The organism is Amycolatopsis albidoflavus (assembly GCF_039525725.1).
Classification (GTDB): domain Bacteria; phylum Actinomycetota; class Actinomycetes; order Mycobacteriales; family Pseudonocardiaceae; genus Amycolatopsis; species Amycolatopsis albidoflava.
In genome coordinates this window covers 232,809-257,544 of record NZ_BAAAHV010000028.1, presented here as the reverse complement: position 1 = coordinate 257,544, position 24,736 = coordinate 232,809, and the positions used below count along the sequence as shown (strand labels likewise).

General features: G+C 65.5%; 16 protein-coding genes and 1 pseudogene. 9 read left to right on the top strand and 8 right to left on the bottom strand.

The features are described from left to right. Positions 1–310: 310 nt before the first annotated feature. The 4 genes from ABD156_RS43915 to ABD156_RS43900 all read right to left on the bottom strand — a co-directional run bounded on the left by ABD156_RS43915 (position 311) and on the right by ABD156_RS43900 (position 7,055). Positions 311–1,261 (bottom strand): nuclear transport factor 2 family protein, encoded by a 951-nt coding sequence (locus ABD156_RS43915; RefSeq protein WP_344287448.1) that lies wholly within the window; start codon positions 1,259–1,261, stop codon positions 311–313. A gap of 683 nt (positions 1,262–1,944) precedes the next feature. Next, complete coding sequence (locus ABD156_RS43910; RefSeq protein WP_344287446.1) at positions 1,945–2,967, bottom strand: Lrp/AsnC family transcriptional regulator; 1,023 nt, start codon at positions 2,965–2,967, stop codon at positions 1,945–1,947. A gap of 609 nt (positions 2,968–3,576) precedes the next feature. Beyond that, positions 3,577–4,854, bottom strand: coding sequence for a sodium:proton exchanger (locus ABD156_RS43905; RefSeq protein ID WP_344287444.1), 1,278 nt, complete (start codon positions 4,852–4,854; stop codon positions 3,577–3,579). 776 nt (positions 4,855–5,630) lie between these two features. Further along, positions 5,631–7,055 carry an amino acid permease gene (locus ABD156_RS43900; protein ID WP_344287442.1) on the bottom strand — a complete coding sequence of 475 codons (1,425 nt, stop codon included), beginning with the start codon at positions 7,053–7,055 and terminating at the stop codon, positions 5,631–5,633. An 87-nt stretch (positions 7,056–7,142) separates the two neighbouring features. Here ABD156_RS43900 and ABD156_RS43895 point away from each other — a divergent pair, with 87 nt between their 5' ends. Beyond that, positions 7,143–7,319 carry a helix-turn-helix domain-containing protein gene (locus tag ABD156_RS43895; RefSeq protein WP_344287440.1) on the top strand — a complete coding sequence of 59 codons (177 nt, stop codon included), beginning with the start codon at positions 7,143–7,145 and terminating at the stop codon, positions 7,317–7,319. A gap of 189 nt (positions 7,320–7,508) precedes the next feature. On the opposite strand, the gene ABD156_RS43890 is transcribed toward ABD156_RS43895, so the two are convergent. The 3 genes from ABD156_RS43890 to ABD156_RS43880 all read right to left on the bottom strand — a co-directional run bounded on the left by ABD156_RS43890 (position 7,509) and on the right by ABD156_RS43880 (position 12,657). Next, positions 7,509–8,894: a M20 family metallopeptidase gene (locus tag ABD156_RS43890; RefSeq protein ID WP_344287438.1), complete on the bottom strand. Its 1,386-nt coding sequence runs from the start codon at positions 8,892–8,894 to the stop codon at positions 7,509–7,511. Between the two features lie 174 nt (positions 8,895–9,068). Further along, positions 9,069–10,961 carry an N-acetylmuramoyl-L-alanine amidase gene (locus ABD156_RS43885; RefSeq protein ID WP_344287436.1) on the bottom strand — a complete coding sequence of 631 codons (1,893 nt, stop codon included), beginning with the start codon at positions 10,959–10,961 and terminating at the stop codon, positions 9,069–9,071. 97 nt (positions 10,962–11,058) lie between these two features. Beyond that, a complete protein-coding gene (locus tag ABD156_RS43880; RefSeq protein ID WP_344287434.1) occupies positions 11,059–12,657 on the bottom strand; it encodes an ABC transporter substrate-binding protein in 1,599 nt (532 codons plus the stop codon). A gap of 515 nt (positions 12,658–13,172) precedes the next feature. Here ABD156_RS43880 and ABD156_RS43875 point away from each other — a divergent pair. Continuing rightward, positions 13,173–14,201 (top strand): Lrp/AsnC family transcriptional regulator, encoded by a 1,029-nt coding sequence (locus ABD156_RS43875; RefSeq protein ID WP_344287432.1) that lies wholly within the window; start codon positions 13,173–13,175, stop codon positions 14,199–14,201. 1,209 nt (positions 14,202–15,410) lie between these two features. Continuing rightward, positions 15,411–17,135, top strand: coding sequence for an NRAMP family divalent metal transporter (locus tag ABD156_RS43870; RefSeq protein ID WP_344287430.1), 1,725 nt, complete (start codon positions 15,411–15,413; stop codon positions 17,133–17,135). A 795-nt stretch (positions 17,136–17,930) separates the two neighbouring features. Here the strand turns inward: ABD156_RS43870 and ABD156_RS43865 are convergent. Then, the gene (locus ABD156_RS43865) at positions 17,931–18,347 is read right to left on the bottom strand and encodes an ArsR/SmtB family transcription factor (protein ID WP_344287429.1); all 417 of its coding nucleotides are present in this window, start codon (positions 18,345–18,347) and stop codon (positions 17,931–17,933) included. 640 nt (positions 18,348–18,987) lie between these two features. Here ABD156_RS43865 and ABD156_RS47950 point away from each other — a divergent pair. From ABD156_RS47950 to ABD156_RS43840, 6 genes and pseudogenes are all read left to right on the top strand, one after another. Beyond that, on the top strand, positions 18,988–19,293 hold the full coding sequence (locus tag ABD156_RS47950; protein ID WP_350539782.1) for a helix-turn-helix domain-containing protein: 306 nt from the start codon (positions 18,988–18,990) through the stop codon (positions 19,291–19,293). Positions 19,294–19,357: 64 nt separating this feature from the next. Next, a complete protein-coding gene (locus ABD156_RS43860; RefSeq protein ID WP_344287428.1) occupies positions 19,358–19,660 on the top strand; it encodes a transposase in 303 nt (100 codons plus the stop codon). Positions 19,661–20,238: 578 nt separating this feature from the next. Beyond that, positions 20,239–21,486, top strand: a complete 1,248-nt coding sequence (ltrA, locus tag ABD156_RS43855) for a group II intron reverse transcriptase/maturase (protein ID WP_344287426.1) — start codon at positions 20,239–20,241, stop codon at positions 21,484–21,486. A 123-nt stretch (positions 21,487–21,609) separates the two neighbouring features. Next, the gene (locus tag ABD156_RS43850) at positions 21,610–22,137 is read left to right on the top strand and encodes an IS3 family transposase (RefSeq protein ID WP_344287424.1); all 528 of its coding nucleotides are present in this window, start codon (positions 21,610–21,612) and stop codon (positions 22,135–22,137) included. 529 nt (positions 22,138–22,666) lie between these two features. Next, positions 22,667–24,118: a group II intron reverse transcriptase/maturase gene (gene ltrA / locus ABD156_RS43845; protein WP_344287422.1), complete on the top strand. Its 1,452-nt coding sequence runs from the start codon at positions 22,667–22,669 to the stop codon at positions 24,116–24,118. A gap of 122 nt (positions 24,119–24,240) precedes the next feature. Further along, positions 24,241–24,699: pseudogene (locus tag ABD156_RS43840) on the top strand (transposase); the annotation flags it as partial. Between the last annotated feature and the right edge of the window lie 37 nt (positions 24,700–24,736).

Below are 24,736 nucleotides of genomic sequence, written 5' to 3'. Positions count from 1 at the left end.
GCGGTCGCGAACGAATCCGCAGGACGGCTGCGCCGCCGGCGGCTTGCGGTTGGTTTCCTCGCCGGAGGCCGTTCCGGCGGCGCGGTCTCCCGAGGCTTCCGGTCGCGGCCGTCCGCTCGCCGCGACCGCTTGCCCTAGTTCGCGCCGCGAACCTGCGATCAGCTGCTCTGCAACCGGTTCGGCACCAGGGACAGCTTGACCGGTTGCGCGGCCCGAAGAGAACCGCTCGCCTGTACGACCTCTCGGTAAGACCCGGGTCGAGCACGACGACGCGTTCGGCCCGGAGCCGGAGTGGCGGGACTGCGCTCGGCTATCGGCCGTCGTCCCACACGGTGTTGCCGCTCGCAGTACGGGCCGGATAGCTCTGGACGGCATCCCAGTGCTCGGCGATCTTGTTGTTCTGATCGAAACGGAAGATGTCGATGGACCCGCTGCCGGTGTTGTCCGGGTTCCGCCCGTAGGTGTGCACCGCGACCAGGTTGCCGTCGACGATCGTCCGGGGGAAGACGCGCTTGGCGTCTCCGGTCAGCCGCTCCGCACCGGCGAACGCAGATACGAACGCCGCGCCGCCGTCGGCCAGGCGAGGGTTGTGCTGTGTGTACTGGTCCGCGACGTAGAGTTCGACGGCAGTTTTCGCGTTGGCCCGGTTGAACGCGAGATCCAGGAATTCCAGGGCAGCCTCGCGGTTCTGCTCACGCGTCTGCGGGGAGGGGCTGGGCCGGGTGCCGACCGGGCCGTCGAACATGGTGTGGCCGTTGGTGGATTTGCCGGGCACCGGCTGAACCGCGTCCCAATGCTCGACGATTTTCCCGGTGCTGTCGACGCGGAAGAGGTCCATGATCGCGATAACCGGGGAGGCCGGATCTCCGCGTTGTTCAGCGTGCACCAGAACGAGGTCTTTCTCGGCGAGAACGCGGTGAACAGTGTACGACACTGCGGGAGCCGAAGAAAAGTAACCGGTGAACGCATCCTTGAATGCCTTCGGCCCGTCGGCGACTCCCGGGTTGTGCTGAACGTATGTTCCACCGAGATACCGGTCAGCAGCGTCTGCGACCTTCTTCTCCACGAAAGCCAACTGGTAGAACGAACGCACCGTCGCCGTGCGGTCTGCTTCGGACACCGCGGACTCTTCCGCCCGCGAGACTTCCGGGGGTACTTGTTGACATGCGGTGAGCGCGAACGCTACGGCCATGAGCAGACCGGCGAGGCGAACCAGTTCGCGACGGGGCAACGGCGAAAAACGGTAAATGCTGCGAGTCACCTGTTCTCCTGAAATAAAGGTGCGAGAGCCGACCGGACAACGGGGAAACCGGTGGGCGAGACGGATATGTCCTCCTGCGGAGGTTACCCTGAAAGGCGGTCAATACATCGATCCCCGCCGCGCTTCGACAGGAGATCGACAGGTTCGCGGCGAGCCGCAGGCGATCTCGCGACGGGTAAGGAAGCGTGGTCGGACCGAAACGGTCTCGGCACCGGTTTCGACCTAGAATCCTAGCTAGGCGGAAATCTCCGCAATGGCTGACTATCTCGCGCATCTGCTGGATTCCGTGGGTGCGGCAGTCGGCCAGGAGTGCGCATTCTCCGGAAAAAGAACGGTCTCGCTGCTAGCCCTCGGGCGGGTGCCGGCTCCGTCCTTGAACCGGTCGATCCGGCCGCCGTCGCGGATGCCGCCCGGACGCGGTCGGAGCAAGAGCACCGGTCCAGAACCCGGACGCTGTCGTCTTGGCCGGGGCGAGGATCATGTCGGCGGTCACGTTCCAACGCAACCGCTTCCGGGGCCGACCCTCAGCGACCTTTCGGCGGTCGCGCTTCCACGGGACCACCCAGACTGCTCTGAATCGGATGCCTATGAATACTCCCGCATATGCGGACGTGCTGTCGCGAGTTCTGCGCCGGTCAGGTTCCCCGTCGTGCTCGTCGGCTGGCGAGCACGCTCACGCGAGGTCATTCGCTTTCGGCTCTCGTCGGGAATTGGGTGGCGAGCAGCGGCACTTGGCCGATGGCGCGTCCTTCTTCGTCGAGCAGCCTGCCCATTAGCTTGACCTGGCGCAGGGTGATCGTCCGGTCGAGAACTGAAAGCCGCGGGAATCGTGCCGCGAGCATGTGTTCCAGCCCGGCGATCTGCTGCTGGGACGTCAGCCAGGCGATGAGCAGGACGTTCGCTTCGCCGCTGACCGCCGCGCACATCCGCGTTTCCGGCAGGGCAGCGAGGGAGCGCGCGGTGGCTTCGAGGCGGTCCGGCGGAATCCGGATCCACAGCATCGCGGTGACGGGAGCGGGGGAGAGCGAACGTGCGATCTCGCAGCGGAGAATCAGCGTTCCCGAGTCGAGAAGCATGGCCAGCCGCCGGCGCACAGTTGTCTCGCCCGTTCCGACTCGGGCGGCGATCTCCGGCGCGGGAGCTCGGCCGTTTTCGCTGAGAACCTGCAGAAGTGCGTGGTCGAGCGAATCGAATCGAGTTACGGGCGGCACACGGCGCGTCGAGGGCATGGCGAGGGCTTCGCGGCGGCTCGCGGGGATCGCGCGTACCCGCCAGGTACTGCCCTCGCAGAACAGTCTGGTCAGGACGTGCGTGCGGCTGGAGACCGCATCGGGCAGCGCGGAGAGCTGGTGCGTCAGATAGTCCGCGAGATCCGGCAGCGACCGGGTTACCACGTGAACCAGCAGATCGCATTGCCCGGCGGTGTATTCGACACTGGTCACGCGGGAGTCGGCCGCCAGCGTTTGCGCCACGGTCAGCGCTCGGCCGGGTGCACAGCGGATCTCGACGAAGCACAACACGATCCGGCCGCGCAGCTCGCCGCCGCGGTAGGCGCTGATCCAGGCTTCTCCCCGTTCGGTCAAGCGCTGCCACCGACGGGCGGAGGTGACCGCGCTCATCCCGGCCGCTTTGGCGACTGACGACCAGGGCGCACGGGGCCTGGCCTGAAGCGCGTCGACTAGCTTGAGATCGTCCTCGCTCAACATCTGGCGGATTCCTTCGGCAAAGTCGATATCTGTGGCTGATCTGTGAACAGCGAAAAGCTAGGTCGCAATGCGCGGCCTGGAACGGCAGCACACTGTGTCAGCTGTTCCGGCAGGGCACGGGCTGCTCGTTTCCCGTCGCGCGCGGCCGGCCGGATCGCCGGCGCGTGGAATAGATTCTGCTCGTGCGAGCACGGATCCGTTTCGTCGAACGGACAATGGGCACCTGTGCTGAATCAAGGCGAACCGTTTCTATGCCTGGTTCCGTGTATTTACACACTTCTTCGAAATGTGCATTCCCGACGTCTTGGGGTTTGTCGAAGTCAGCTGCTTTCCGCGAGGATCGGAACAGTGGGTTCTCGTCCGCAGCACGCTGGAGAGCGTGTCGTCGGGCCGTGACGGTACGGGGTTTGACCGTGTGCGTCGGCGCACAGTCCGGAAGCGGCCTGCCGAGCGGGACAGTGAGCCCGGAGCACCTCGCTGCGCTCGACTTCGCTTGTTCGGCTATCTCGAGTCTCGCGTACGGCTGGAACACGTAATCGGTGTCTGACTACGTGCTGATCGGTCGTGTCGAACACGTTCATCGTGGTGTTTCTCCGGGTTGCTGACTGGTCAGGTCCTGCCGATGTGTGGTCGTGTCGGTGGGGAGGCATTGCCCGGGCGGGCGTCGCTGGTGGGCAGCGGGCGGAAAGGGGCCGCGAGGGTAGGCAGGACATGGCGGCGGTTGCGGATCAGCGCGGCGAGCGCGAGGGCGGCGTAGACGCCGCAAAGGACGTAGCGGGCGGCCTGGCCTGGCAGGGCGAATTGCGCGGCGAACAGTCCGAGCAGGGTCCAGGCGGCCCAGCGTGGGAACCGCAACGCCAGCAGCGCGGCGACGCCGAGCAGGGTTTGGACGGCGGTGAGCAGGAACTCTTCGATCTGGCGGCCGTCCAGGCGCAGGGCGGTGCCTCCGCCGCCGATCAGGTAGGCGACGGGGAGACTGCCCACGAGCAGGGTCCATTGGTTGACCTTGCTGGAGATCAGCGTGCCGATGGCGTCGTCGGCCTTGCCTCGGACAGCGAAGAGGATCGCCACGATGAACTCCGGCGCTTCGGAGGCCAGCGGAGCCAGCCACTGCACGAGCAGGAACCGGTCGATCCCGAGCTGAGTGCCGGCGGCGATGAGATTGTCGGCGAAGGGCTCGGCGCAGAAGAGGATCACCACGGCGGCGAACACGAACAGAGCGACGACCAGGATCCGCCGTCGCCGCGTGGGGAGCGCGCCGATGGCGGCGGCGGGGCCGACCAGGTGCGGTTCCCCGGTTTCGGCGCGAGAGACTTTCCACAGGTAGAAGACGAAGAACCCGAGCAGCGCGAACCCGAGGATCAGGGAGATCTGCCCGGTTGCCGGGACGATAAACGCGACGACCGAGGCAATCGCAAGGAACCCCAGCTCGACCCGGTACGGCGAGTCCAGGATCAGTTCGCGCACCGCTTTGCCGGTGCGTTTGCGGGCGATCGCGAGGCCGAGCAGCACGACCGCCGACCAGCCCAGTCCGAGCAGCAGCCGGTTCGAGCCGGTCATGTTGGCCGCGGCGTAGGCGACGTATTCGGGGTTCGAGCCCGCGGTGTAGGCGAAGTACAGGTCGACCGCGTACTCGGGCAGGACCGCGATCACTGCGAGGATCGCGATCGCGAGGCCGCCGGAGATGTCAACCTGGGCCGTCTCCGCGGCCCAGGCCAGGACGAACGACGCGGCGACCACGGCCATGCCGAACAGCGCCAGCCCCGCTGCCGGGCTCGGTGCCGCGCCGGACAGGCGCAGCACGAGCGCGGGCACTGTCAACGCGACGCATAGGCCGATCGGGCGCAGCAGTTTGGTGAACACGAGAACCGGGTCCTTTCGTGGCATGATCCGGCCTCGCCGCGACGTCCAAGGGGGTCTCGGCCAGGCGCATCTGGGCCGGCCGAAGGGTCTCACCCACCCGTGGTTGCCCACGGGTCCGGTGGCCGGAGAGCACGTGGGCTCTCAGCATGTCGACCACAGGCTTGCGGGTTACTCCCCTTCGGAACGAGCCTGACAATTCCAGGCAAGTCGGAGTTTTCGCAACCGTTTCCCGCATTGCCGCTGCCCCGAGAAACGGAATCATACCCGCCGGAAAACGTTTTTTCGGGGCACCGAAGACGCAAGGCAGGCACGCCTCATTCCCGCGCTCGTGCTGCAAGCCGGTTACCCGGAAGCATCCTTCGCGCAGTTCGTGCTAAGCGGCGGCGGCTCGCGGTCCGGTGTTGGCCGTGCCGAGCCGGGGTGTTGCTGTTCATACCTGTTCCGGTGATTGTCAGGGCGGGAACGGGAGGAACGCCGAACCGTCCGGTCAAGCCGGCGCGGGCCAGTGCAGGCCGGATCAAGATTGGGAGGATCTGCTTACGAATCGTTAGCGTGCCTGGGTTCTCGACGGCACAGAGGCGACGATGGCGCTCGTAGCGAACAGTTCTGGCCAACAGCACTCGATTTGCCCGGAAACGTCAAGTTCCCTGCCGTGGCCGCGGCTGCGAGATCGTCAGCTCCGAGCATTCCTCACATGTGATCCGCAATGCGCCGCAGCGGCCAGCTCTCTCATCGGCGGACTGCGGAGCGAAACCGGCTTCCACGCGGCGACAGTGCACTTTCGGGACATGCCGCATTGGCTACTCGTCCTCCATTTCCTGTTTCCGGCTGAGTCCCCGGCGTACCAGCGGCCAGAAAGCCGCGATCACGGCCAGCGACACGATGCTGGTCCACACCTGGGTGCGGGCGGAGTCGTCGGTCAGCAGCATGACGACGATGATCGCCACGACGCCGAGGACGGTCAGGATGCCGAGCCACGGGTGCAGCCACATCTTGAGCTTCAGTCCGGCGCGTTCCTGCGGCGTCATCTTGTGCCGCGTCCGCATCTGGGTGAACGCGATGAACGAGTACACGAACAGCGCGACCAGGCCCGCGGAGTTCATGATGAAGTCGAAGATGCCGGAGTCGGGCGCGACGAAGTTGACGAAGACCGCGATGTACCCGCCGATCGTGCAGGCCACCACCGCGACGGCCGGCACGCCGGCTTTGCTCTTCCTGGCCACCACACGCGGCGCGAGCCGTTTCTCGGCGAGCGCGGAGAACATCCGTCCGGCGGAGTAAAGCCCGGAGTTGAGCACCGAACAGGCGGCGGTGAGCACGACCGCGTTCATCACCAGACCGGCGCCGGGGAGCCCGAACAGCGTGAAGGCGTGCGCGAACGGCCCTTCCTGTTTGGGATTCGGCAGCTGGTTCCAGGGGACGATGGTGACGATCAGCAGCACCCCGCCGACGAAGAACAGCAGGATCCGCCAGATCACCGTGCTGACCGCCTGCCGCACGCCCTTGGCCGGGTCCTCGGACTCGGCCGCGGCCATCACGGCGATCTCGGTGCCGAAGTAGGAGAAGATCACGATCGCGACGCCGCTGAGGATCGGCCACCAGCCGTGGGGCGCGAACCCGCCGTGCTGCCAGAGGTTCGGGACGGAGAAGCTCGCCTTCGGCCAGAGCCCGAACGCGAACAGGGTGCCGACCGCGAGGAACACGATGATCGCGGCGACCTTGATGCTCGCCAGCCAGTACTCGACCTCGCCGAACGACCGCGCGGACACCAGGTTCGTGGTGGTGAAGAACAGCAGCAGCACGACGGAGAACACCCACTGCGGCACCGCCGGGAACCACCCGCCGAGCACCGACCCGCCGACGACCGCCTCGAACGCGATCACGCCGATCCAGTAGTACCAGTACAGCCAGCCGACGAGGTACCCCGCCCACTCGCCGAGCCCCACCCGGGCGTACTCCATGAACGACCCGATCGCCGGCCGCGCCGCGGCCATCTCGCCGAGCATCCGCATCGCGAGGAACACGAGGAGCCCGCCGATGAGATAGGAGAGGACGGCGGCTGGTCCGACGGCGCGCACGACGTTCCCGGAACCGACGAAGAGGCTGGCTCCGATGATGCCGCCGAGCGCGATCATGGTGATGTGGCGGGAACGGAGCTTCTGGGGCCCGCCCGCGGCCGCCTCGTCCGGGCCGCCCTGGCCCTGCTCGGTGATCCGATCAGCCATTGATCGACCTTCCTCTCAAGATTATTGTGCGCCCAGGACGGTGCAGAACACCGTGCCAACGGAAATCTGGATTTGCTGGGCCAGCACATGGTCGCGTACCTGTTTCAGGAGACGATCGTTGCTGCCGCCCGTGCACTGCACCTGCATCCGAACTCGTTGCGCTACCGGCTGGACAGACTCGTCACACTGCTCGGAGCACCCATTCGCCGGCTCAGCACGCTCGCCAGCCTGTATTTTTGTCTCAACCGTCGAGGAATTATCTGAAAATGAACGAGATCAGCACCCGGTCTGGTCGGCGGAGCCAGTTCGACCGGCTGCCGTTCCGTGCGGGATGCGGTTCGTCGTCGGTGGTCTGTTCTGCGGCCCGAGTCCTTCATGGCCGATCAGGCAGGACACCGACGCTTAAGAATTGGCCTGGCTTCGTCAAGGTCCGCCCGCCGAGTTGCCGAAGAATTACGCCGTCTCGCCGCCGTGCCGACCTAGCGAGTGAAACAGCGCGGTGGCGAGGACGATGCCTTCACGCGCGATGGGCTTGAGCAGGTGTTCGTCGGGCGCGTGCTGCAGGCATCCGGGATAGGAGTGCGGCAGCCACAGCGTCGAGAGGCCGAGGAGGTCGGTGAACACATGGTTCGGCAGAGCCCCTCCGAAGCTCGGCAGGATCGCCACCTGACGATCGGAAACCTCGTCGAGAACGCCTTTGGCCCAGTCGACCCACGGGTCGTCGACCGGGGTGCGGCTGGGGAGGAAACCGTCTTCGGCGGCAACTTTGACCATTGAGAACCCTCGTTCGGCAAGGTGTTGAGCGATCGCCCGGTGCACTCCGTCGGCGCAGGTTCCCTCGGCGTAGCGAAGTTGCAGCATCGCGCGCGCACGGCTGGGAATGGCGTTGACCGGCCGATTGATGTCGGCCGCGCCGATGGCGAGGACTTCGAGGGTGTTCCAGCCGGACAGTCGCTCGGCCGCGGTCAGCCCGGTGTCGCCCCAGCCTTCGTCCAGTGACGGATCCCCTGGGTTGCTACCGATCGTGAGCTCGGCAAGCGCTGCGCGGACGCTGCCCGAGAGCTCGGGTGGCAGGAGATGCGGCACTTGGATGCGGCCGTGTCCGTCGACGAGACAGGCGATCGCCCCGGCGAGGGTGGTGGCGGGGTTGCGCAGGACGCCGCCCCAGTTCCCGGAGTGGTGGGCGTCGGGACGGAGGTCCGCGTCGAGCGAGATCCGGACACTGCCTCGCGTTCCCAGGAACAGCGTCGGAGTCTCCGCGTCCAGGCGCGGGCCGTCGGACGCGATGAGGACGTCGGCGCTCAAGGTCGCGCGGTGCGCCGCGACAAACTCGTCGAGCCCGGGCGAGCCGATCTCCTCGCCCGTTTCGAAGAGGAACTTGAGGTTGAACCCGAGCGAACCCGTCTCGGCCAGGAGCAGCCTGAGCGCGGTGAGGTTGATCAGGTGCTGTCCCTTGCTGTCCGCTGATCCGCGGCCGTACCAGCGGTCGCCGTCGGCGGTCAGCGTCCACGGGTCTCGGCCTTCGCTCCATCGGCCCTCGTGCCCGTCGACGACGTCGGCGTGGCCGTAGCACAGGAGCGTCGGCAGCTCCGGGGACTCGATGCGGGTGCCGATCAGGAACGGGCCGCCGGCCGGGTCCGGGTTCGGATGCATCGCCACTGAACAGCCGAGCGCGGTCAGCGCCGGTGCCAGGACCTCGTACAGGTACTCGTTGATGGCGACGTGGCCGAACGGATGATCGCTTACGGTCGGATACCGGACAAGTTCGGCGAGTTCGGTGAAGAACGCTCCCGAGTCGAAATGTTTCCGCGCCTTCAAGACCAGTTCTGGGGGGATCACCGCGTTGTCTCCCGATTCGTGTCGAGTGCAGCTCAGCAATGCCGCAACGAAGCCCGTGGTTCGTGCCGGCCGATCTTGCGGTCGCCGGCCCGGCAGGACGTGGACCCCGGACCCGCTCTCGCGCCGGTCGTCTTGAATGGGCTGAACGCGATCCGCGCGGAAGGCGGGAGCGGGTCAGAGCGCGGGGAGGAGTTGGACGTCGTCCGCCTTGACGAAGGCGATGCGGTGTCCGAACTGGATCTGCACATAGCGTGTCTTGCCCGTAACCACCACGTGTTTTGCCGGGTCGAACGTCGTTGCCCAGTAGTATTCGGAGCCGAGCACGTTCCCGAGTGAGTACCGCTGTCCGGCTGAGAACGTGTACGGCAGCGGGACGACCTGCTGCACTGGCACGTTCGCTGGGTAGGCCTCCGCTTCGGGAAACGCGCGCCCGAAGACCGGTACGGTCGCCAGGCCGGGTCTCGGCGTGACGGCCAGGCCGAACGCCGGGCTCGTCGCATGAGTGTCGCGGAACCAGCCCTTCTGGCCGAGGTACCAGATCGCTGTCCAGTCGTCACGCCGTTCGGCGACCACGTACTGCTGGCCGGTTTCCGCCCGGCTGCCGATGTCGGAAACGTCCAGCGTGCTCGCCGAACCGTCCGGGCGCAGGCCGATGTCCTGGAGCAGGGGCGCCGAGTCGTTCGGCTCGCTGCGCAGCACGACCGAACCGGATCCTCGTGCCGGACAGGGTTGGCCGGCGGTTTCGCAGCCGGTGAACGGGGGCTGGTTCGCGGCGTAGTCAGGGGTGATGGTCACCAGCGGCGAACCGGGACGGCCGGAGCCGGACAGGGACACGCCCATCAGGCCGAAGTAGTGCGCCCAGTCCCAGTACGGACCGGGATCCCAGTGCATGCCCTTGATCGTCGCGGGTGTCGTGCCTGGAACGTTGTCGTGGCCGAGAATATGCGCGCGGTCGAGCGGGATGTCGTACTTCCGGGCGAGGTGGCCGACGAGCTTCGCGGAGCTGCGGTACATCGCCTCCGTGTACCAGGCGCCTTTCGCGGCGAAGCCCTCGTGCTCGATGCCGACGGACTTCGCGTTGACGTACCAGTTTCCCGCGTGCCAGGCGACGTCCTTGGTCGGCACGTGCTGCGCGATCCGGCCGTCTGCCGACCGGATCGTGTAGTGCCAGCTCACGTACGTCGGATCCTGGACCAGACGCAACGCCTCGTCCCACCCGACCTCGGTGTCGTGGATAACGATGTATTCGACCTCCTGGCTCTTCGGCCGGTCCGCCTTGTCGTGGTTGCCGTAGTCGTTGTTCGGCAACTCCTGGTACGGCGCCGGCACCGGCAGACATGAGGTGGTGTTCGGACATTCTGTCTTTGGGCTGTCGGACCGGGAGCGCAGAGGACTCACTGGCGTGGCGGTAAGCCTGACGCTCTGACCTTCATCGGTTCTGCGGCTGATGCCCTGGGAAATAGTGTCGAAGACTTCGTCGACGAAAGCCTGCGCTTCCGCTGAGTCTTTCGCGCCGCTGTAGCGCGCGACGGCAGCGTTCCAACTGCCGGATTCACGCCGATACTTCGCCAGCAAAGCGGCACCCGCGCGGATGTTCTGGGCAGTGTTCGTTCGCAACGTCGCGGCGTCCTCGCCGATCAGCGCGGCTGCCTCATCGATGGTCTGCAGGCTCGGCGGGGGAGACTGCGATGCCGGGACCGACAGGAGTTTTACCTGGCGGGCATCGTCTCCGCGCGGGTCCTCGTGGCCTTTGTCATGATGCGTGCCGGAGCCTGCTTCGCGGAGGTCGGTCAGGTGCATCGGGCCGTATCCGGCGGAAGTGCTCGGGGTTCCGCCGTTGAAGTCCCAGCGCGACTCCATGTAGGACACCCCGAGCAGAACGTTCTCGGGGACGCCGAACTCTCTGGCAGCGGCCGCGAAGTCCCGCTGACGCTGCTGATCCGCCGGGGCAGCGTCAGCGGGGACCGCGGCCAGGAGACCGGCGACGCTGAGGATCGCGAGTCCGACGGTCCGGGTGGACCGGTGCCGGGGCGGTTCGAGAGTGACGGGACGGCAAGAACGCGGCATGAGCGAATACCCCCAATATCGAGGTCTGGTAGGTCGGAAGGCAGGAATGCCTGTCGGCGGTCCGGTGTGAGCCGCCGTGCGGGGACCAGCGTCTTCGTCAACCAGTTGGATGTGTCGTGTTCGCCAGTCTGATGGTCGCGTAGTTCGCAGTGCCCGCGGGCGCCTCGATCGTCACATCCGGGACCGAGACGAGGCTCGACGCGATGCCCGCCAACGGGACGACGTCCTGGCGGGACAGCACAGACCTCTGTGCGATCTTGAATTGCCTGCACTGTTCTCTCGGATCGGTAGCCGATTGGCTTGCGGCGACAGCCGCTTCGCCGTCCGGGTTCTTCGACGCGGTCACGTTGCGGCCGCCCGTCTGGTAGCTGGGGCCGATCACTCTGGTCAGCGACGGGCTCATGAGGTTCAGCGCGTTGACGTCCGACATCAGGGTCATGTCCCAGTCCGCCTGGGCGTTCTGGATCGTGGCGACCCAGGACGCGTTGTCGTGCTTGGTCAGTTCGACGGCGGCACCCGCACCGGTGAGCGCCTTCTGCAGGTAGTCAGCGCCCTTTCCCCGGTCGCCGAATCCCATCGAGGCAGGGAACTTGACGGTGGCTCCCCGAAGCACCGCCGCGGCCGCGGCCGGGTCCGGTGCCGGGACCAGGGAAGGGTCTTCGAGCGCGCACTTGTAGTCCCTCGGAATCACCGAATTGAAGATAGGGCTGAGATCGTTGGAAAAGATCATGGTGAAGGCCGCGCGGTCGATCGCCTGCGCGACTGCTTTGCGCGCCTCCGGCTTGCCTGCGAAGTAGCGGCCGGGTGTCTCGTTGAAAGCCACATACACGCTTGCGATGATCAGATTGACTCGGTTGTAGTCGCTGCGGCCCGCGAACCGGCGGATGGTGTCGCCGGTGGCGGAACCGATGTCGAGACCGCCGGAGAGGAGTTTGCTCGCGGTGGTCGACGGATCGGCACGGATGCCGAAAACGATTCTGCCGGGCGGCACGCCCGGCAGAATCCTGGCGTACTTGACCCACTGTGTGAAGCTTGGGCGCAGGTCGTAGGAGTATTCGACTCCCGGCTTTGCTGAGCCGAGAGTGTACGGACCGGAGAACGCGCCTTTCACCGAGCCTGCTGCCAGCCCTGCCTTGTCGGCGAGACCGGCGGGGCAGATGATCCCGGCCTGGGGCACGGACAGCGCGGCGAGAAACTCGCTGTTGGGCTGGCCGAGCGTGATCGAGACGGTTCTGGCCGCATCATCTGCGGTGATCGTCGTCTTCCCCAAGCCGAACACTGGAGCGGCGGAAGGATGCGCATCGTTGTCGTTGTCTGCGTAGTAGGCCAGCGAGGCCGCGACGACCGCCGGTGTGATCTTTGCGCCGTCGGCGCAGGCAGCGTCGTCGCGAATGGTCAGGGAGTACTCGGACGCTGACCGCACGTTCCAGCCGGAAGCGAGATTCGGGATGATCGTGCCGTCGAAGTCGCGCGCCGTGAGCGTGGAAAACAGAAGGTTCGCTCCGATGTAGTCGTCGAGCGCTCTGCCCGCGGCGGGATCGAAGGTCGACGGCGCGACAAAGTACTCCAGATTTACCGCTCGGCCCGGCGGGGTGCCGCCGGACGGGGAGCGGTCGCACGCGGCCAGAACCAGCATCGCGACCGCGGTGATGCACGTGCGGACGCGTCGCGCCCGGGACCTGGGCGAGAACAGCATTGCTCAGTTCCTCCCGGAACCAGTGAATCCTGACGAAGGCAGGTGTGCGAGAACGAGAAAATCAGGGTGGTGCGAAGTCACGCGAAAGCACGGCAGAGATGCCAGTGGCAGTTCCCGGCCCGGAGTTCCCATGGTTTCCTCGCCTGCAGTGCAGCGGATCGGGCCCTGGAACAGGCAAGCGGATGTGACGCTGCGCGGAAGCCGGCAGCGCGGTCAGGCCGATCCGATGCGTAACTGACGGCAAGAATGTGTCGCGGTGCAAGATCTTTGCCGACGCTCTTTCGTTCTCGGCGGACTCGGCATGCTAGAGGTCTCGCGGAGAACGGCTTCAGCGGGGCGGTCGAGTCACGCGGCACAAGCAGTTCGCGTTCGGACATGGCCGTGCTGGGAAAAAGACGCATCGAGTGGCTCCCGGGGTATCCAGCGTGATGTGATGATGTTCCATGCTGCGGCATTGCGGCCCGGATCTTCACGGATCAGCCGCGAAAATCCCGCTTGATAAAGGAATCCGCCAGATGTTGAGCGAGGACGATCTCAAGCTAGTCGACGCGCTTCAGTCCGGGCCCCGCGCGCCCTGGTCGGCGGTCGCGAAAGCGGCCGGAATGAGCGCCTTCACCGCCGCGCGCCGATGGCAGCGGCTGGTCGAACGAGGAGATGCTTGGATCACCGCCTACCGCGGCGGTGATCTGCGCGGCCGGATGGTGCTGAGCTTCGTCGAGATCGGCTGCGCGCCCGGCTGCGCGCTGGACATTGCGCGGAGGCTGGCCGCAGACTCCCGCGTCACCAGCGTCGAATGCACCGACGGTCAGCACGACCTTCTGGTGCACGTCGTCGCCCGGTCGCTGCAGGACCTCGCGGAGTACCTGACGCACCAGCTCTCCGCGGTGTCCGGCGCGGTCTCCAGCCGCACACACGTCCTGCCCCGCCTGTTCCGAGAGGGCGACACCTGGCGGGTGCGCGCGATTCCGCCGGGCCGCCGCGACACCCTTCTCCGGTCCTCGGTACGGCGCGCGTCTCTGCCGAACCGGTTCGATCCGCTTGACCACGCACTCCTGGAAGTTCTCGGCGAGGACGGTCGAGCCCCGGCATCGGAGATCGCCGCCCGCATCGGAACAGGGGAGACGACGGTACGCTGGCGGCTCGCCGTGCTCCTCGCCTCAGGGACGCTGATCCTGTGTTGCGAGATCGCCCGTTCGCTCTCGCCCGCGCCGGTCACCGCGATGCTGCGGATCCGGGTGCAGCCGGATCCGCTCGCGGTGGCCGCGCAAGCGCTCGCGGCCCTGCCGGAGACCCGGATATGCGCCGCCGTCAGCGGCGAGGCGAACGTGCTGCTCATCGCCTGGCTGACGTCCCAACGCCAGATTGTTGCTTTGGAAGACACGCTCGCGGCGAGGTTCCCCCCCCCCCACCACCTGGAGATAGTCGACCGCGCCGTCATGGCGCGCCCGGTAAAACTGATGGGCAGGATGCTCGACGCGGAAGGACGCTCCGTCGGGCAAGTGCCGCTGTTCAGCATCCAGTTCCCGCTGAAGACAGAAGACTGACGGCGTCAGCAGAAAGCCCGCGTCGAGCCGATTGATCAAGCGACCTGCCAGGCGAACACGACGAGACGCGGGGCGGATGACGGCCGTCCTCCGTGCGCATCGGGACTGAGCCGAGCACGCACCCCCGCAGCCTGTCACCTGAATCCTCACTCCGAAGCCGAAAAGGCGTCTCCCGCCGCCCCGGCTCGTCTTGACGTCTGGTTATCGCCAGGCCATGTACGGAGGCTGCCCTTGTCTTCGACTGTCGGGAGCGGACCGTCGAAGAGGCCGGATCGAACTGTGATCGCGTCGTGCTGCTCGGCGGGCGAGGCAGGGAACGCAGGCGAGCATGCGGCTGCTCATCCGGTGCGCCGTCCGCTCGACGAACCCGGCGCGACTTCGTGTACCCGGCAGAGCGACGGCTTCCGAACCGATTTGGCGGGAACACGCCAGCGCCGCACGCTCCATCGCTGATCGCAACGCTCGCTGTGGCCGATCTGGGGCTGTTCGGCAAGCACAGCACCTCGAACGACGCTGCTGGCCAACACCGGCGCTCGCACGGTGTCGATGCTCGGCATTTTTCTTGTCTCGCAACATGGTGACCGTCGTTGACGAGATTCCAAACGCAGCGGGTGCTGTGGCGGCTGCCCGGGCTGTCGGCATCTCGATTCCGGCGCTGGCCGGTGCGCGGGACGGCGCAGCCTGCCGAGCCGGCGGGCGCAGCCATTCGCACCATGAAGCCGAAACGCCGCCAGTCTTACACTTGCGCAAGTCATTGAATGTGACTTAGTGTGGCTTCGCTGAGGTCGGAGGACCGGGGGAGGTGAGGGCTAATGTCTAGCAGTAGCAGGGGCCGACAATGGCCCTGCCGAACTCCGCGATGCGGACTGCGCGCGCTCTGATTCGCGTTCGACGGCTGCGGATGCTGACCGGGCTGGTTGCCGCGAGCGCCTGATGCGGCTCGCTGCACTAACCTGGGCTCCTGTTCCGGCCTGTTCGGAAGCGGCTTGCCGTGATTTCCGGGCGTCAGCTCGACTCGCCGCTTCTTTTTGTCCGGGGTGGGACGTCGGGCGCACCAGAACGCCTCATCGGCTGAGCGCACTGGACAGCGCGCAGCGCCATAAAAATCCATTCCAGTAGGTTGCCGCGTGTCTCGGTGCTGCCTTCAGGCCAGTGTTGCTCTGACGGATCACGGCTGCGATTGGCGGGCCACGAGGAAAAGAAGGAAACATGACCGAGAACAAGACCGTGCCCGGCGCTGAAGGCGCCGGCCCTGGTTCGGCGGCATCGCGCACCGCGGTCCTCGACGACCTGCATGTCGGGGACATTCGCGGTGCAATGGGCACCATTCGCCAAGAGGACACCGGTCCGCGCCGCACCCTGCGACGCCGACTGACGACTCTGCTGGCTATTGTCGGCCCGGGTCTGATCGTGATGGTCGGAGACAACGATGCGGGCGCGTTCGGCACCTATACCGAAGCCGGGCAGAACTACGGCACCACGCTGCTGTGGACGCTGCTGATGCTGGTCCCTGTGATATTCGTCAACCAAGAGATGGTGCTGCGCCTGGGCGCGGTGACCGGAGTAGGGCACGCGCGGCTCATCCTGGAGAGATTCGGGAAATTCTGGGGCGCGTTCAGCGTCATCGACCTGTTCGTCCTCAACGCGCTGACCATCGTCACCGAGTTCGTCGGGGTGAGTCTGGCCTGCTCCTACCTCGGGCTGCCGAAAATCCCGACCGTGATCGTGGCCGCGGTGCTGGTCGTCGCCGCGGTGAGCACCGGAAGCTTCCGGCGTTTCGAACGGTTGTCGCTGGTATTGGTAGGTTTTTCGCTGGTCATCATCCCGATTGTGCTCATGGTCCATCCGCCGGTCGGGCAGATTGCCCATGACTTTGTCGTTCCCGCTATTCCTGGAGGTTCGGGACAGCTCTCCGACGTAATGCTGTTGATCATTGCTATTGTCGGCACCACGGTCGCGCCGTGGCAGCTATTCTTTCAGCAGTCCTACGTCATCGACAAGCGGATCACTCCGCGGTTCATCCGCTACGGGCGGGCTGACCTGATTATCGGGATCGTGATCGTCGTGGCCGGCGCGGCAGCGATGATGATTTTCTGTGCCGGAACATTCGCCGGACGCCCGGAGTTCGGGAACTACACTGATGCCGCGGGCACTGCCGCCGGTCTGGGGCAGTATGTCTCCCACACTGCGGGCGTGCTGTTCGCGATCGGACTGTTGGACGCGTCGATCCTGGGCGCGGCCGCGGTCGGGCTGTCCACTTCTTACGCTCTCAGCGACGTGCTCTCGATCAACCACTCGCTGCACCGGCCGGTGACCAAGGCCAAAGGCTTCTATGTCTGTTACGCCGGGCTGATGGCAGTGGCAGCGGTGCTGGTGCTCACTCCCGGGGTGCCGCTTGGCGCTCTCACCAGCGGTGTCCAGACTCTCGCTGGTGTTTTGCTGCCGTCGGCGTCGGTGTTTCTGCTGCTGCTGTGCAATGACAAGGCCGTTCTCGGCCCGTGGGTGAACGGTCGCGGGGTAAACGTGTTCACCGGAATTGTCGTATGGGTGCTGGTGCTGCTGTCTGTGATCCTCACGGCCAGTGTCTTGTTCCCTGACATCGGCTCCGGAGTGATCCTCGCCATCCTCGGCGGCGGCGGCGGTCTCGGGGCGCTGCTCGGCGTCTACTTGCTTCTCGCGTCTCGCCGCGCTCGCATGAAAGCGTTGGTCGGCAAGGCAGCTGAGGTTCGCGCCGGCGACACCCACGACGAAGAATCCGCTGGCTCTGCACCGGAAGCAGATCGTGACACCTGGCGGATGCCGCCGTTGTCTGAACTTGCCCGCCCTGTCCTGTCGACTCAGCACAAACTGGGTTTGATGGTGTTACGAGGCTATCTGCTCGTGGCATTCGCCCTGGTCGTCGTCAAGATCGTGCAGATCAGTATCGGTAGTTAACTCGCGACAACGGCAGGGCTGTACAGCAAACAGTCGGCCGGAAACTGGATTTCGGAGCGCCGCCACCGATCGGTCCCGCCTGTCGGTGGCTGCGCCGCCGCTCCTTCGAGGAAGGCCGACCAATGCGCGCATTCCGCTTTTTCATCTGCTGGTGTCGTCTCAAGCGGCGCAAGGCGGGCGGACCCGCGCCTGCGGCGGCAGCCCCGGCCGCCGGGCGAACGTCCTTCGATTTCTCTTCGCCGTACCTGCTTGGCGGCCGCGTTCCTCCGCCTGTCGTTGACAGCCGTCGGGCGGCGGCCGTGCCCGACGGGACAGTATCGCCGAAGGAACGCCGCGGCCCAGACGGTCGCGCCAGCTACCGCGTCTTGCTGGCTTCAGCCCTCCTGCGACGGGGCAGAGATCTGTCGTATGTAGCTGTGACGACAGGCGTGCCGCTGGCTTTGGTCGAGTTGATCGCCGACGAGCTTGCCGAGGAGAGCGGCGATGACGCAGTCGGGGAACAGGGTTCCCCGCAGCGATCAATGCACCGACGGAGACGGCGAAAGACGTTCATCGCGGCAGTCATTGCCGTCAATGCCGCCGCATCAGGCAGTATCTGCACTGCCGTCACGGCGACGTTGCATCACGTTCCGTCACTCACTGTGCTGAGCGGCGCGAGTTCAGCCCTGCTGATCGCTGGCATTTGGGGGTTGGCCCGCAGCGTCAAACCTGTGCGCGCCGCACGTCGAAGCGCTGGCCCAGGATCGCTATGGCTCGTGCTGAGCGGTCAGCGGTCGCCGAGAGGCCGAGCCGGGCTCAGTCACGAGCGGAGCTGAAGCTGGGACGGAGCGACTGACGCCGGGGGCCGGGGAGCGGGTCGGGGGCGAGGGTGCCGTCGGGAGCAATGTGGCTGAACATTTGTTCGATCACGGAGATGATGTGCGGGTCTTCGACCTGGTAGAGCTGTCGACGCCCGTCGCGACGAGCGGCGACGATGCCAGCCGCTCGCAGCTTCGCGAGCTGCTGGCTGGTGGCCGGGACACTGGTGCCGGTGAGTTCGGCGAGCGTGGTGACATCGTGTTCGTCCGCGGCGAGCAGCCACACCAGGTGGAGCCGGCCTGGCACTGAGAGCATGTCGAAGGTGGCCGCCGAGGCGTTGAGCTGGGCAGTGGTGACAGGACGAGGGGTCAGCGACTGCGGTGCTGGTGTCGTCGGTTCTTCCGCTTCTTTCATCGTGTTCACCACTGTCTACTCGATCGAATGGTTGCGCAACTCGTTGACTATTGGCTGGGTTCAGCCGAGGTTCTTCGAATGACCGAGGCAGCGACGTTCCAGCGCGTCTGGCAGTAAGAGCGGCGGACGGCCGCACCTTCCAGATCCTGGCTTGGTTCCGCGGGCGTGAGACCAGACCGGACGCACTCTCCGCCGAACAGTGTGGTCGAGTTGTCAACCTGGAGCGAACGCGACCGGCCACGCTGTTCCTGCCGCTCCGCGCAGGCAGGTCGAGCAAGCGGTATTCGGTTACCGGTTCGGCGCGGCAGCGTGCACGCCGGTTTTCCTCACGAGGCCGAACAGGGGGAGAGTCCACCGCCGTCGTCTCTGTAGTGCCGGTCGGCGGCTTCAAGCGGCTGTGTTGGCATCGGTTTTTGTCCGGCGGTGGACGGGACTGTTGTGCCGGTTCTGCTCTGGTGGCCGGGTGGGTTTTGCGAAGCGGGCGGTCGGCGGTGAGGAGCGGGTAGGGGTGTAGGTGCGTCATCGTTCCTCGACGAGGAGCTGCCCCATCCGGACCCTTGTTTCAGCTGGGGCAAGGCTGACGTATAAAAATGACGGAGATGCTTGACACCCGGGCCTCTTGATCACTAGTGAGTCCTGGGTGAGTGAACCTCAGCCGGACCGTCAGGCGTGTCATCGCCTGGCGGTCCTTCGTCACGTCGAGGAAGTCAGCGGGAACGCGGCCATGACCTGCCGGTATTTCGGGATCACCCGGCAGACCTACTACAACTGGCTGCGCCGGTACGAGGCCGAGGGCCGACAGGGGTTTCCGCCGCCCACGTCGATCCCCGCTGGCCGAGCCCGCCGTGCCTCGATTGGTGTAACACGCAACGTTCCGCGCGCTGTCTCATGCGCGCGTGCAACGGACCACGGCTGGCGTGAACGGGGTCATGAACATGCGGGCTGAGGTTCCCCCTGGATAGTGGACACCGATTTAGCAGGACTGCGGTCCTGTTGAAAGGATGTCCGTTATGCCTGCTCGAAAGCGTCGGTCGTACACGGCCGAGTACAAGGTCGAGGCTGCGCATCGCGTGATCGATACCGGCCGCACCATCGCCGAGGTCGCCCGCGAGCTGGGCATCGACCCGGGCATGTTGAGCGTCTGGGTCAAAGACGAACGCCGCCGGGCGGAGGCGGCGGCAGCGGTCGGGGACGAGCCGCTGTCGGCCTCGGAACGGGCCGAGCTGCAGGCGTTGCGGAAACGAGTGGCCGAGCAGGACAAGGACATCACGTTCCTGAAAAAAGGTGTGCCACGAACACGGGAGGCTGCGTGAGGTAGGTCAGGCAGAAGAACGTGGTGCTGTGCGAATGATGAAGGGGTAGTGGCCCTTCGGAGTCGCTCGTCGGGTGAGAGGCTTCAAATCACCTCATGCTGCGTTGGCTGAAGACCGTCGTGGTGAGCGATGAGGAAAAGGCGCTGATCACGGCGTCAGATGGGGATTAGGAAGACGAACGCGAGTGAATCGCTGACGACGTGTCGAAATTGAATGAGACGACATCAGAAACCGGGGCTTACTTTTTGGCGCCGGGAGGAGTCTGGCGGGTGTCCCGATTTCTGGCCAGGCGGTGTCCGGCATGGAGGCGACGTGATCCTGATCTGCGGCTTTCGCATGGAACGTGGGAAGGCATGTCCCGACACTGAACCCGCTTCGGCGGGGTCGAGAGGGAGCGCGCCGGGCAGCAGAAACTGTGAGGCGTTGAGTACCGATGCGGGGTGTGCCGGCGGACCGGCTCGTAGTAGTGGTGAAGCGGCTGTAATGGTCGTGGAGCGAAGGGGTCGGACCATTCAGGGTGGCGAAGCAGTCAACCGGCGTGAGTCGGGAGGAGCTGTATGAGTCAGCCGAGGTCGTCGATGAAGCCGTTCGAGATTTCGAAATGGGCTGTGCAAGAGGCGTATAGCAGAGTGCGGGCCAACAAGGGTGCCGTCGGGGTCGACGGGCAGTCGATCGCCGAGTTCGAGTCCGACCTGAAGAACAACCTTTACAAGGTCTGGAATCGGATGTCGTCGGGAACGTATTTCCCGCCGCCCGTGCGGGCGGTGGAGATCCCGAAAACCGGTGGCGGAGTTCGTGTTCTGGGTGTGCCGACGGTCGCGGACAGGGTCGCGCAGACGGTGGTGGCCATGGAGCTGGAAAAGCGGGTGGAGCCGATGTTCCATCCGGACTCTTATGGGTATCGGCCGAATCGTTCGGCATTGGATGCGGTCGGGGCGTGCCGTGAGCGGTGTTTCAAGTCCGGAGGATGGGTCCTGGACCTGGACATCCGGAAGTTCTTCGACACCGTGGACCATGAACTGATGGTCAAAGCGGTCCGGTCCAACACCGACCAGGATTGGGTGGTGTTGTATGTGCGGCGGTGGCTTTCGGCTCCGTTGCAACGCCCGGATGGGCTGCTGGAGCAGCGAGACCAGGGAACCCCTCAAGGGTCTGCGGTGTCGCCGATCCTGGCGAATCTGTTCATGCACTACGCGTTCGACATGTGGATGGCTCGGAAGTTTCCGAACGTCTGGTTCGAACGGTATGTGGATGACGCCGTGGTGCACTGTGCCAGCGAGAAGCAGGCGCTGATGTTGAAGGCCGCGATCGCGGAACGTTTCACCGAGGTCGGCTTGGAGTTGCATCCAGACAAGACGAAAGTCGTGTATTGCAGGGACGAGAACAAACGTACGGATTACCACGAGAATACGGCGTTCACGTTCCTGGGATACGAATTCAGGATGCGGGTCGCACGAAACAAGAACGGGGAGATGTTCACCTCGTTCCTGCCCGCGATCAGCAAGGACGCGGAGAAGCGGATCAACCGCGAGGTCCGGCGCTGGCGCCTGCACCGGCATACGGATTGGACGCTGGGCCAGTTGGCCCAGTGGATCAATCCGATCGTTCGGGGCTGGTTGCAATACTACGGCCGGTTCTACCGGTCGAAACTGTATGCGCTGTGCAAACGCATCAATACCTATCTGGTGCGGTGGGCTCGGAAGAAGTATCGGCGGTTATTCGGGTTCAAGAAGGTGAACGCCTGGTGGAAAGCGGTAGGGGAACGATATCCTCGACTGTTCGCGCACTGGGCGTATACCCGCGGATTCATGGCGACTGGATGGTAGGAGCCGTGTGACGGGAGACTGTCACGCACGGTTCTGTGAGAGCCCGGGGGTGTGATTCCCCCGGGCCACTCGACCTTCGGCGTACTTTGCCGCGATGCAGAACAAACCGAACGGTTCGAACTGATGGCCAAGTACGCCGCCTCCGACGCTGATGCCATCGCCGGCGTTCCCGGCTTCATCGCCGCATCGCAGAGGTGGGGCATCGCCCGCATGGCCCGGCTGCTGGAAGTGTCCACGTCGGGCTACTACGCCTGGAGAACACGCAGGGCGGCAACGACATTGACTCCGCGGCGGCAGCGCCGCGCGGATCTGGCGGTGAAGATCCTTGACGTCCACGCCGGCTCGGACGGCGCCTACGGGTCCCCGCGGATCACCAGCGAGCTGCGGGACCGCGGCGAGACGGTGAATGAGAAAACGGTTGCGGCGATCATGGCCGAGATCAGGATCGAAGGCATCAGCCCGCGCACGTTCAAGGTGCGCACCACTGTGGCCGATCCGGCAGCGTCGTTCCCGCCGGACCGCGTGCGACGCCGCTTCGACCAAGGCCGGCTCGACGCGGTCTGGCTGACTGACATCGAGCGCCACGAGGCGCTGTTCAACCGTGAGGAGGTGCAAGACCTTCTCTGCTCTGCTGTCGCAGCAGTGGGGTGAAGCAGGGGGCAGCCTGAACCGGGAGGCGCCGGTGAGGGCGGGAAGCAGCCCTGTCAACGACGAGGCGGATCAGGACTGCCAGATGGTCCGTGCTCGGCAAGCGAGACGGAAAGGCGTACGTGAGGAACCAGCGGCTGAACGCCTCTCAAGAGAGCCACCAGCTCGAACCTGGCGGATCGGGGCTGGGCAGCAGCGCGCACCCGAATCACGGTGTGGTGCGGGGAACTTCTGGGCTGGGTGATGTCGCCGGTCGGGAGGCCATGGTGAACGTCTGCGGCGTAGCCGTGGCGATGCTGCAGGGGCATAGCTGGGCGCCGACCCCGTTAAACGGTTGGACAGTGAACGTGGGAACCATCCTGGTGGCCCCCGACCCGGGTCGCGGCCAGCGATCCGGTGGGAAGGCCCGCCGTCGGCTGATGCCGCCGGGGTGGGGCGGAGGATCCGTAGTAGTCCGAGATCGGGAAAGCCGGTCACATGGCGAAGGGGTCCAGCGTGTTCGCGGCATCCGTGCTGATCCGGGAGGTCGCTGGTGAATATCGGCGCTCCGTGGCCCGGCCTCGATGAGGCCGAGATGCGGGTACGGGTGATGCAGAGGAAGCTGCACCGATGGGCGGCGGCCGATTCTGGTCGTCGGTTTGATGATCTCCGGAACCTTGTTTATGACCCGGCCTTTCTGGTTGTGGCCTGGAACCGGGTGCGGGGCAACAAAGGCGCACGAACGGCCGGAGTCGACGGCATCGCACCCCGCGATGTCGGCTTCGCCGCGTGGGAACTGCTCGACGAGCTGCGGGCTGAGCTCAAAGCGAACCGGTTTGTTCCTCGGCGGACGAGGGAGAAGGCGATCCCGAAAGCGTCGGGCAAACTCCGACGCTTGGGGATTCCGACGACCGCGGACCGCATCGTGCAGGCTGCGTTGAAACTGGTGCTCGAGCCGATCTTCGAGGCGGATTTCCAACCGTGCTCCTACGGTTTCCGCCCGAGACGCCGGGCCCAGGACGCCATCGCCGAGATCCACTACCTCGCCTCACCCACACGCAACTACGAGTGGGTGTTCGAGGCAGACATCGAAGCGTGCTTCGATGAGATCTCACACTCAGCCTTGATGGACCGGGTGCGGGATCGGATCGCGGACAAACGAGTCCTGGCCTGGATCACGGCGTTCCTGCGGGCAGGCGTCCTCACCGAGGACGGCCGCAACCGCGAGACGATCACCGGTACACCCCAGGGCGGGATCCTGTCACCGCTGCTGGCCAACATCGCATTGTCCGTGCTGGACGAGCACTTCGCGCGCAAGTGGGATGCGCTCGGCCCGCAGTGGACACGCTCGAAGCACCGACGCGCCGGCGGCGCGGTCATGAAGCTCGTCCGCTTCGCGGACGACTTTGTGGTCATGCTGGCCGGGCAACGCGCCGATGCCGAAGCGCTCCGGGATGAGGTCGCCGCAGTGCTCGCGCCGATGGGCCTGCGCCTGTCGGTCGAGAAGACCAGGGTTTGCCACATCGATGAGGGGTTCGATTTCCTTGGCTGGCGCATCCAGCGCCGGGACCGGCGGAACCGAACCGGCAAACGAGCTGTCTATACCTATCCGTCGAAGAAGGCCCTTGCCTCGATCGTGGACAAGATACGGGCGCTCACCCGCCGACGGAATCACCGGACACTTGCCGACCTGCTGCACCGGCTCAACCCGGTGCTGCGGGGATGGTGCAACTACTTCCGTCACGGGGTGTCGTCCCGGACGTTCGGCTATATCGACCATTTCGCCTTCTGGCGAATCGTCGGCTGGCTCCGGAAACGACACCTCGGGCTGAACATGCACACCCTTGTCCGGCGCTTCCTGCCAGGCTGGCAGATTCGAGCCGGAAGTATCGAGCTGTTCCGGCCGGAAACCGTCACAATCACGCGTTACCGGTATCGGGGCACTCGCATCCCCACACCATGGTCGCAAACAGACACATCAGGTTCACCCGTGCCAGCGGCATGAACACGTGGAGAGCCGGATGCGGCGACGAGTCGCACGTCCGGTTCGGAGGGCGGGCGCGGGAAACGGACCAGCGGAAACGCTAGAACCGCGCCCGCGTCCGACCCTACACTTATCTCACCTGCGGCGAGGGCGACATGTTCTTGTGCGCGATCCGGGACGGGCATTCCCGCCGTGTGCTCGGGCATGTCGTCGCCGACCATATCGGCGCCGACATGGTCTGCGAGGCGATCGACGCCGCGGTGGCCTGCCGTGGCCGCAGCGTCGCCGGCACGGTGCTGCATTCCGATCGTGGCGGGGAGTTCACCGCAGGGCTGACCGCGGACGCCTGTGCCGGGCACCGGCTGAAACGGTCGATGAGCGCCACCGGGATCTGCTGGGACAACAGCCCGGCGGAATCGTTCTGGTCGACGTTCAAACACGAGCACTACTACCGGCATGTCTACGCTACCAAGGCGGAACTCGTTGCCGCGATTGACAATTGGATCGAGCGGTACAACAATCACCGGCGTCACTCCGCTATCGGGATGCTCAGTCCGATCTGTTACGAGCGCTCCCTGACAGGTGCAGCGAAAGCTGCTTAACCCCCTGTCCACCGTTCGGGGGGAACCTCAGCCGTCG

Coding starts and splice junctions, on each gene's coding strand:
- ABD156_RS43905 (WP_344287444.1), bottom strand. CDS start 4,854: ATGCCACGAAAGGACCCGGTTCTCGTGTTCACCAAACTGCTGCGCCCG.
- ABD156_RS43870 (WP_344287430.1), top strand. CDS start 15,411: ATGACCGAGAACAAGACCGTGCCCGGCGCTGAAGGCGCCGGCCCTGGT.
- ABD156_RS43910 (WP_344287446.1), bottom strand. CDS start 2,967: ATGTTGAGCGAGGACGATCTCAAGCTAGTCGACGCGCTTCAGGCCAGG.
- ABD156_RS43875 (WP_344287432.1), top strand. CDS start 13,173: ATGTTGAGCGAGGACGATCTCAAGCTAGTCGACGCGCTTCAGTCCGGG.
- ABD156_RS43850 (WP_344287424.1), top strand. CDS start 21,610: ATGGCCAAGTACGCCGCCTCCGACGCTGATGCCATCGCCGGCGTTCCC.
- ltrA (WP_344287426.1), top strand. CDS start 20,239: ATGAAGCCGTTCGAGATTTCGAAATGGGCTGTGCAAGAGGCGTATAGC.
- ABD156_RS43880 (WP_344287434.1), bottom strand. CDS start 12,657: ATGCTGTTCTCGCCCAGGTCCCGGGCGCGACGCGTCCGCACGTGCATC.
- ABD156_RS43900 (WP_344287442.1), bottom strand. CDS start 7,055: ATGGCTGATCGGATCACCGAGCAGGGCCAGGGCGGCCCGGACGAGGCG.
- ABD156_RS43865 (WP_344287429.1), bottom strand. CDS start 18,347: ATGAAAGAAGCGGAAGAACCGACGACACCAGCACCGCAGTCGCTGACC.
- ABD156_RS43885 (WP_344287436.1), bottom strand. CDS start 10,961: ATGCCGCGTTCTTGCCGTCCCGTCACTCTCGAACCGCCCCGGCACCGG.
- ABD156_RS43895 (WP_344287440.1), top strand. CDS start 7,143: ATGGTCGCGTACCTGTTTCAGGAGACGATCGTTGCTGCCGCCCGTGCA.
- ABD156_RS43860 (WP_344287428.1), top strand. CDS start 19,358: ATGCCTGCTCGAAAGCGTCGGTCGTACACGGCCGAGTACAAGGTCGAG.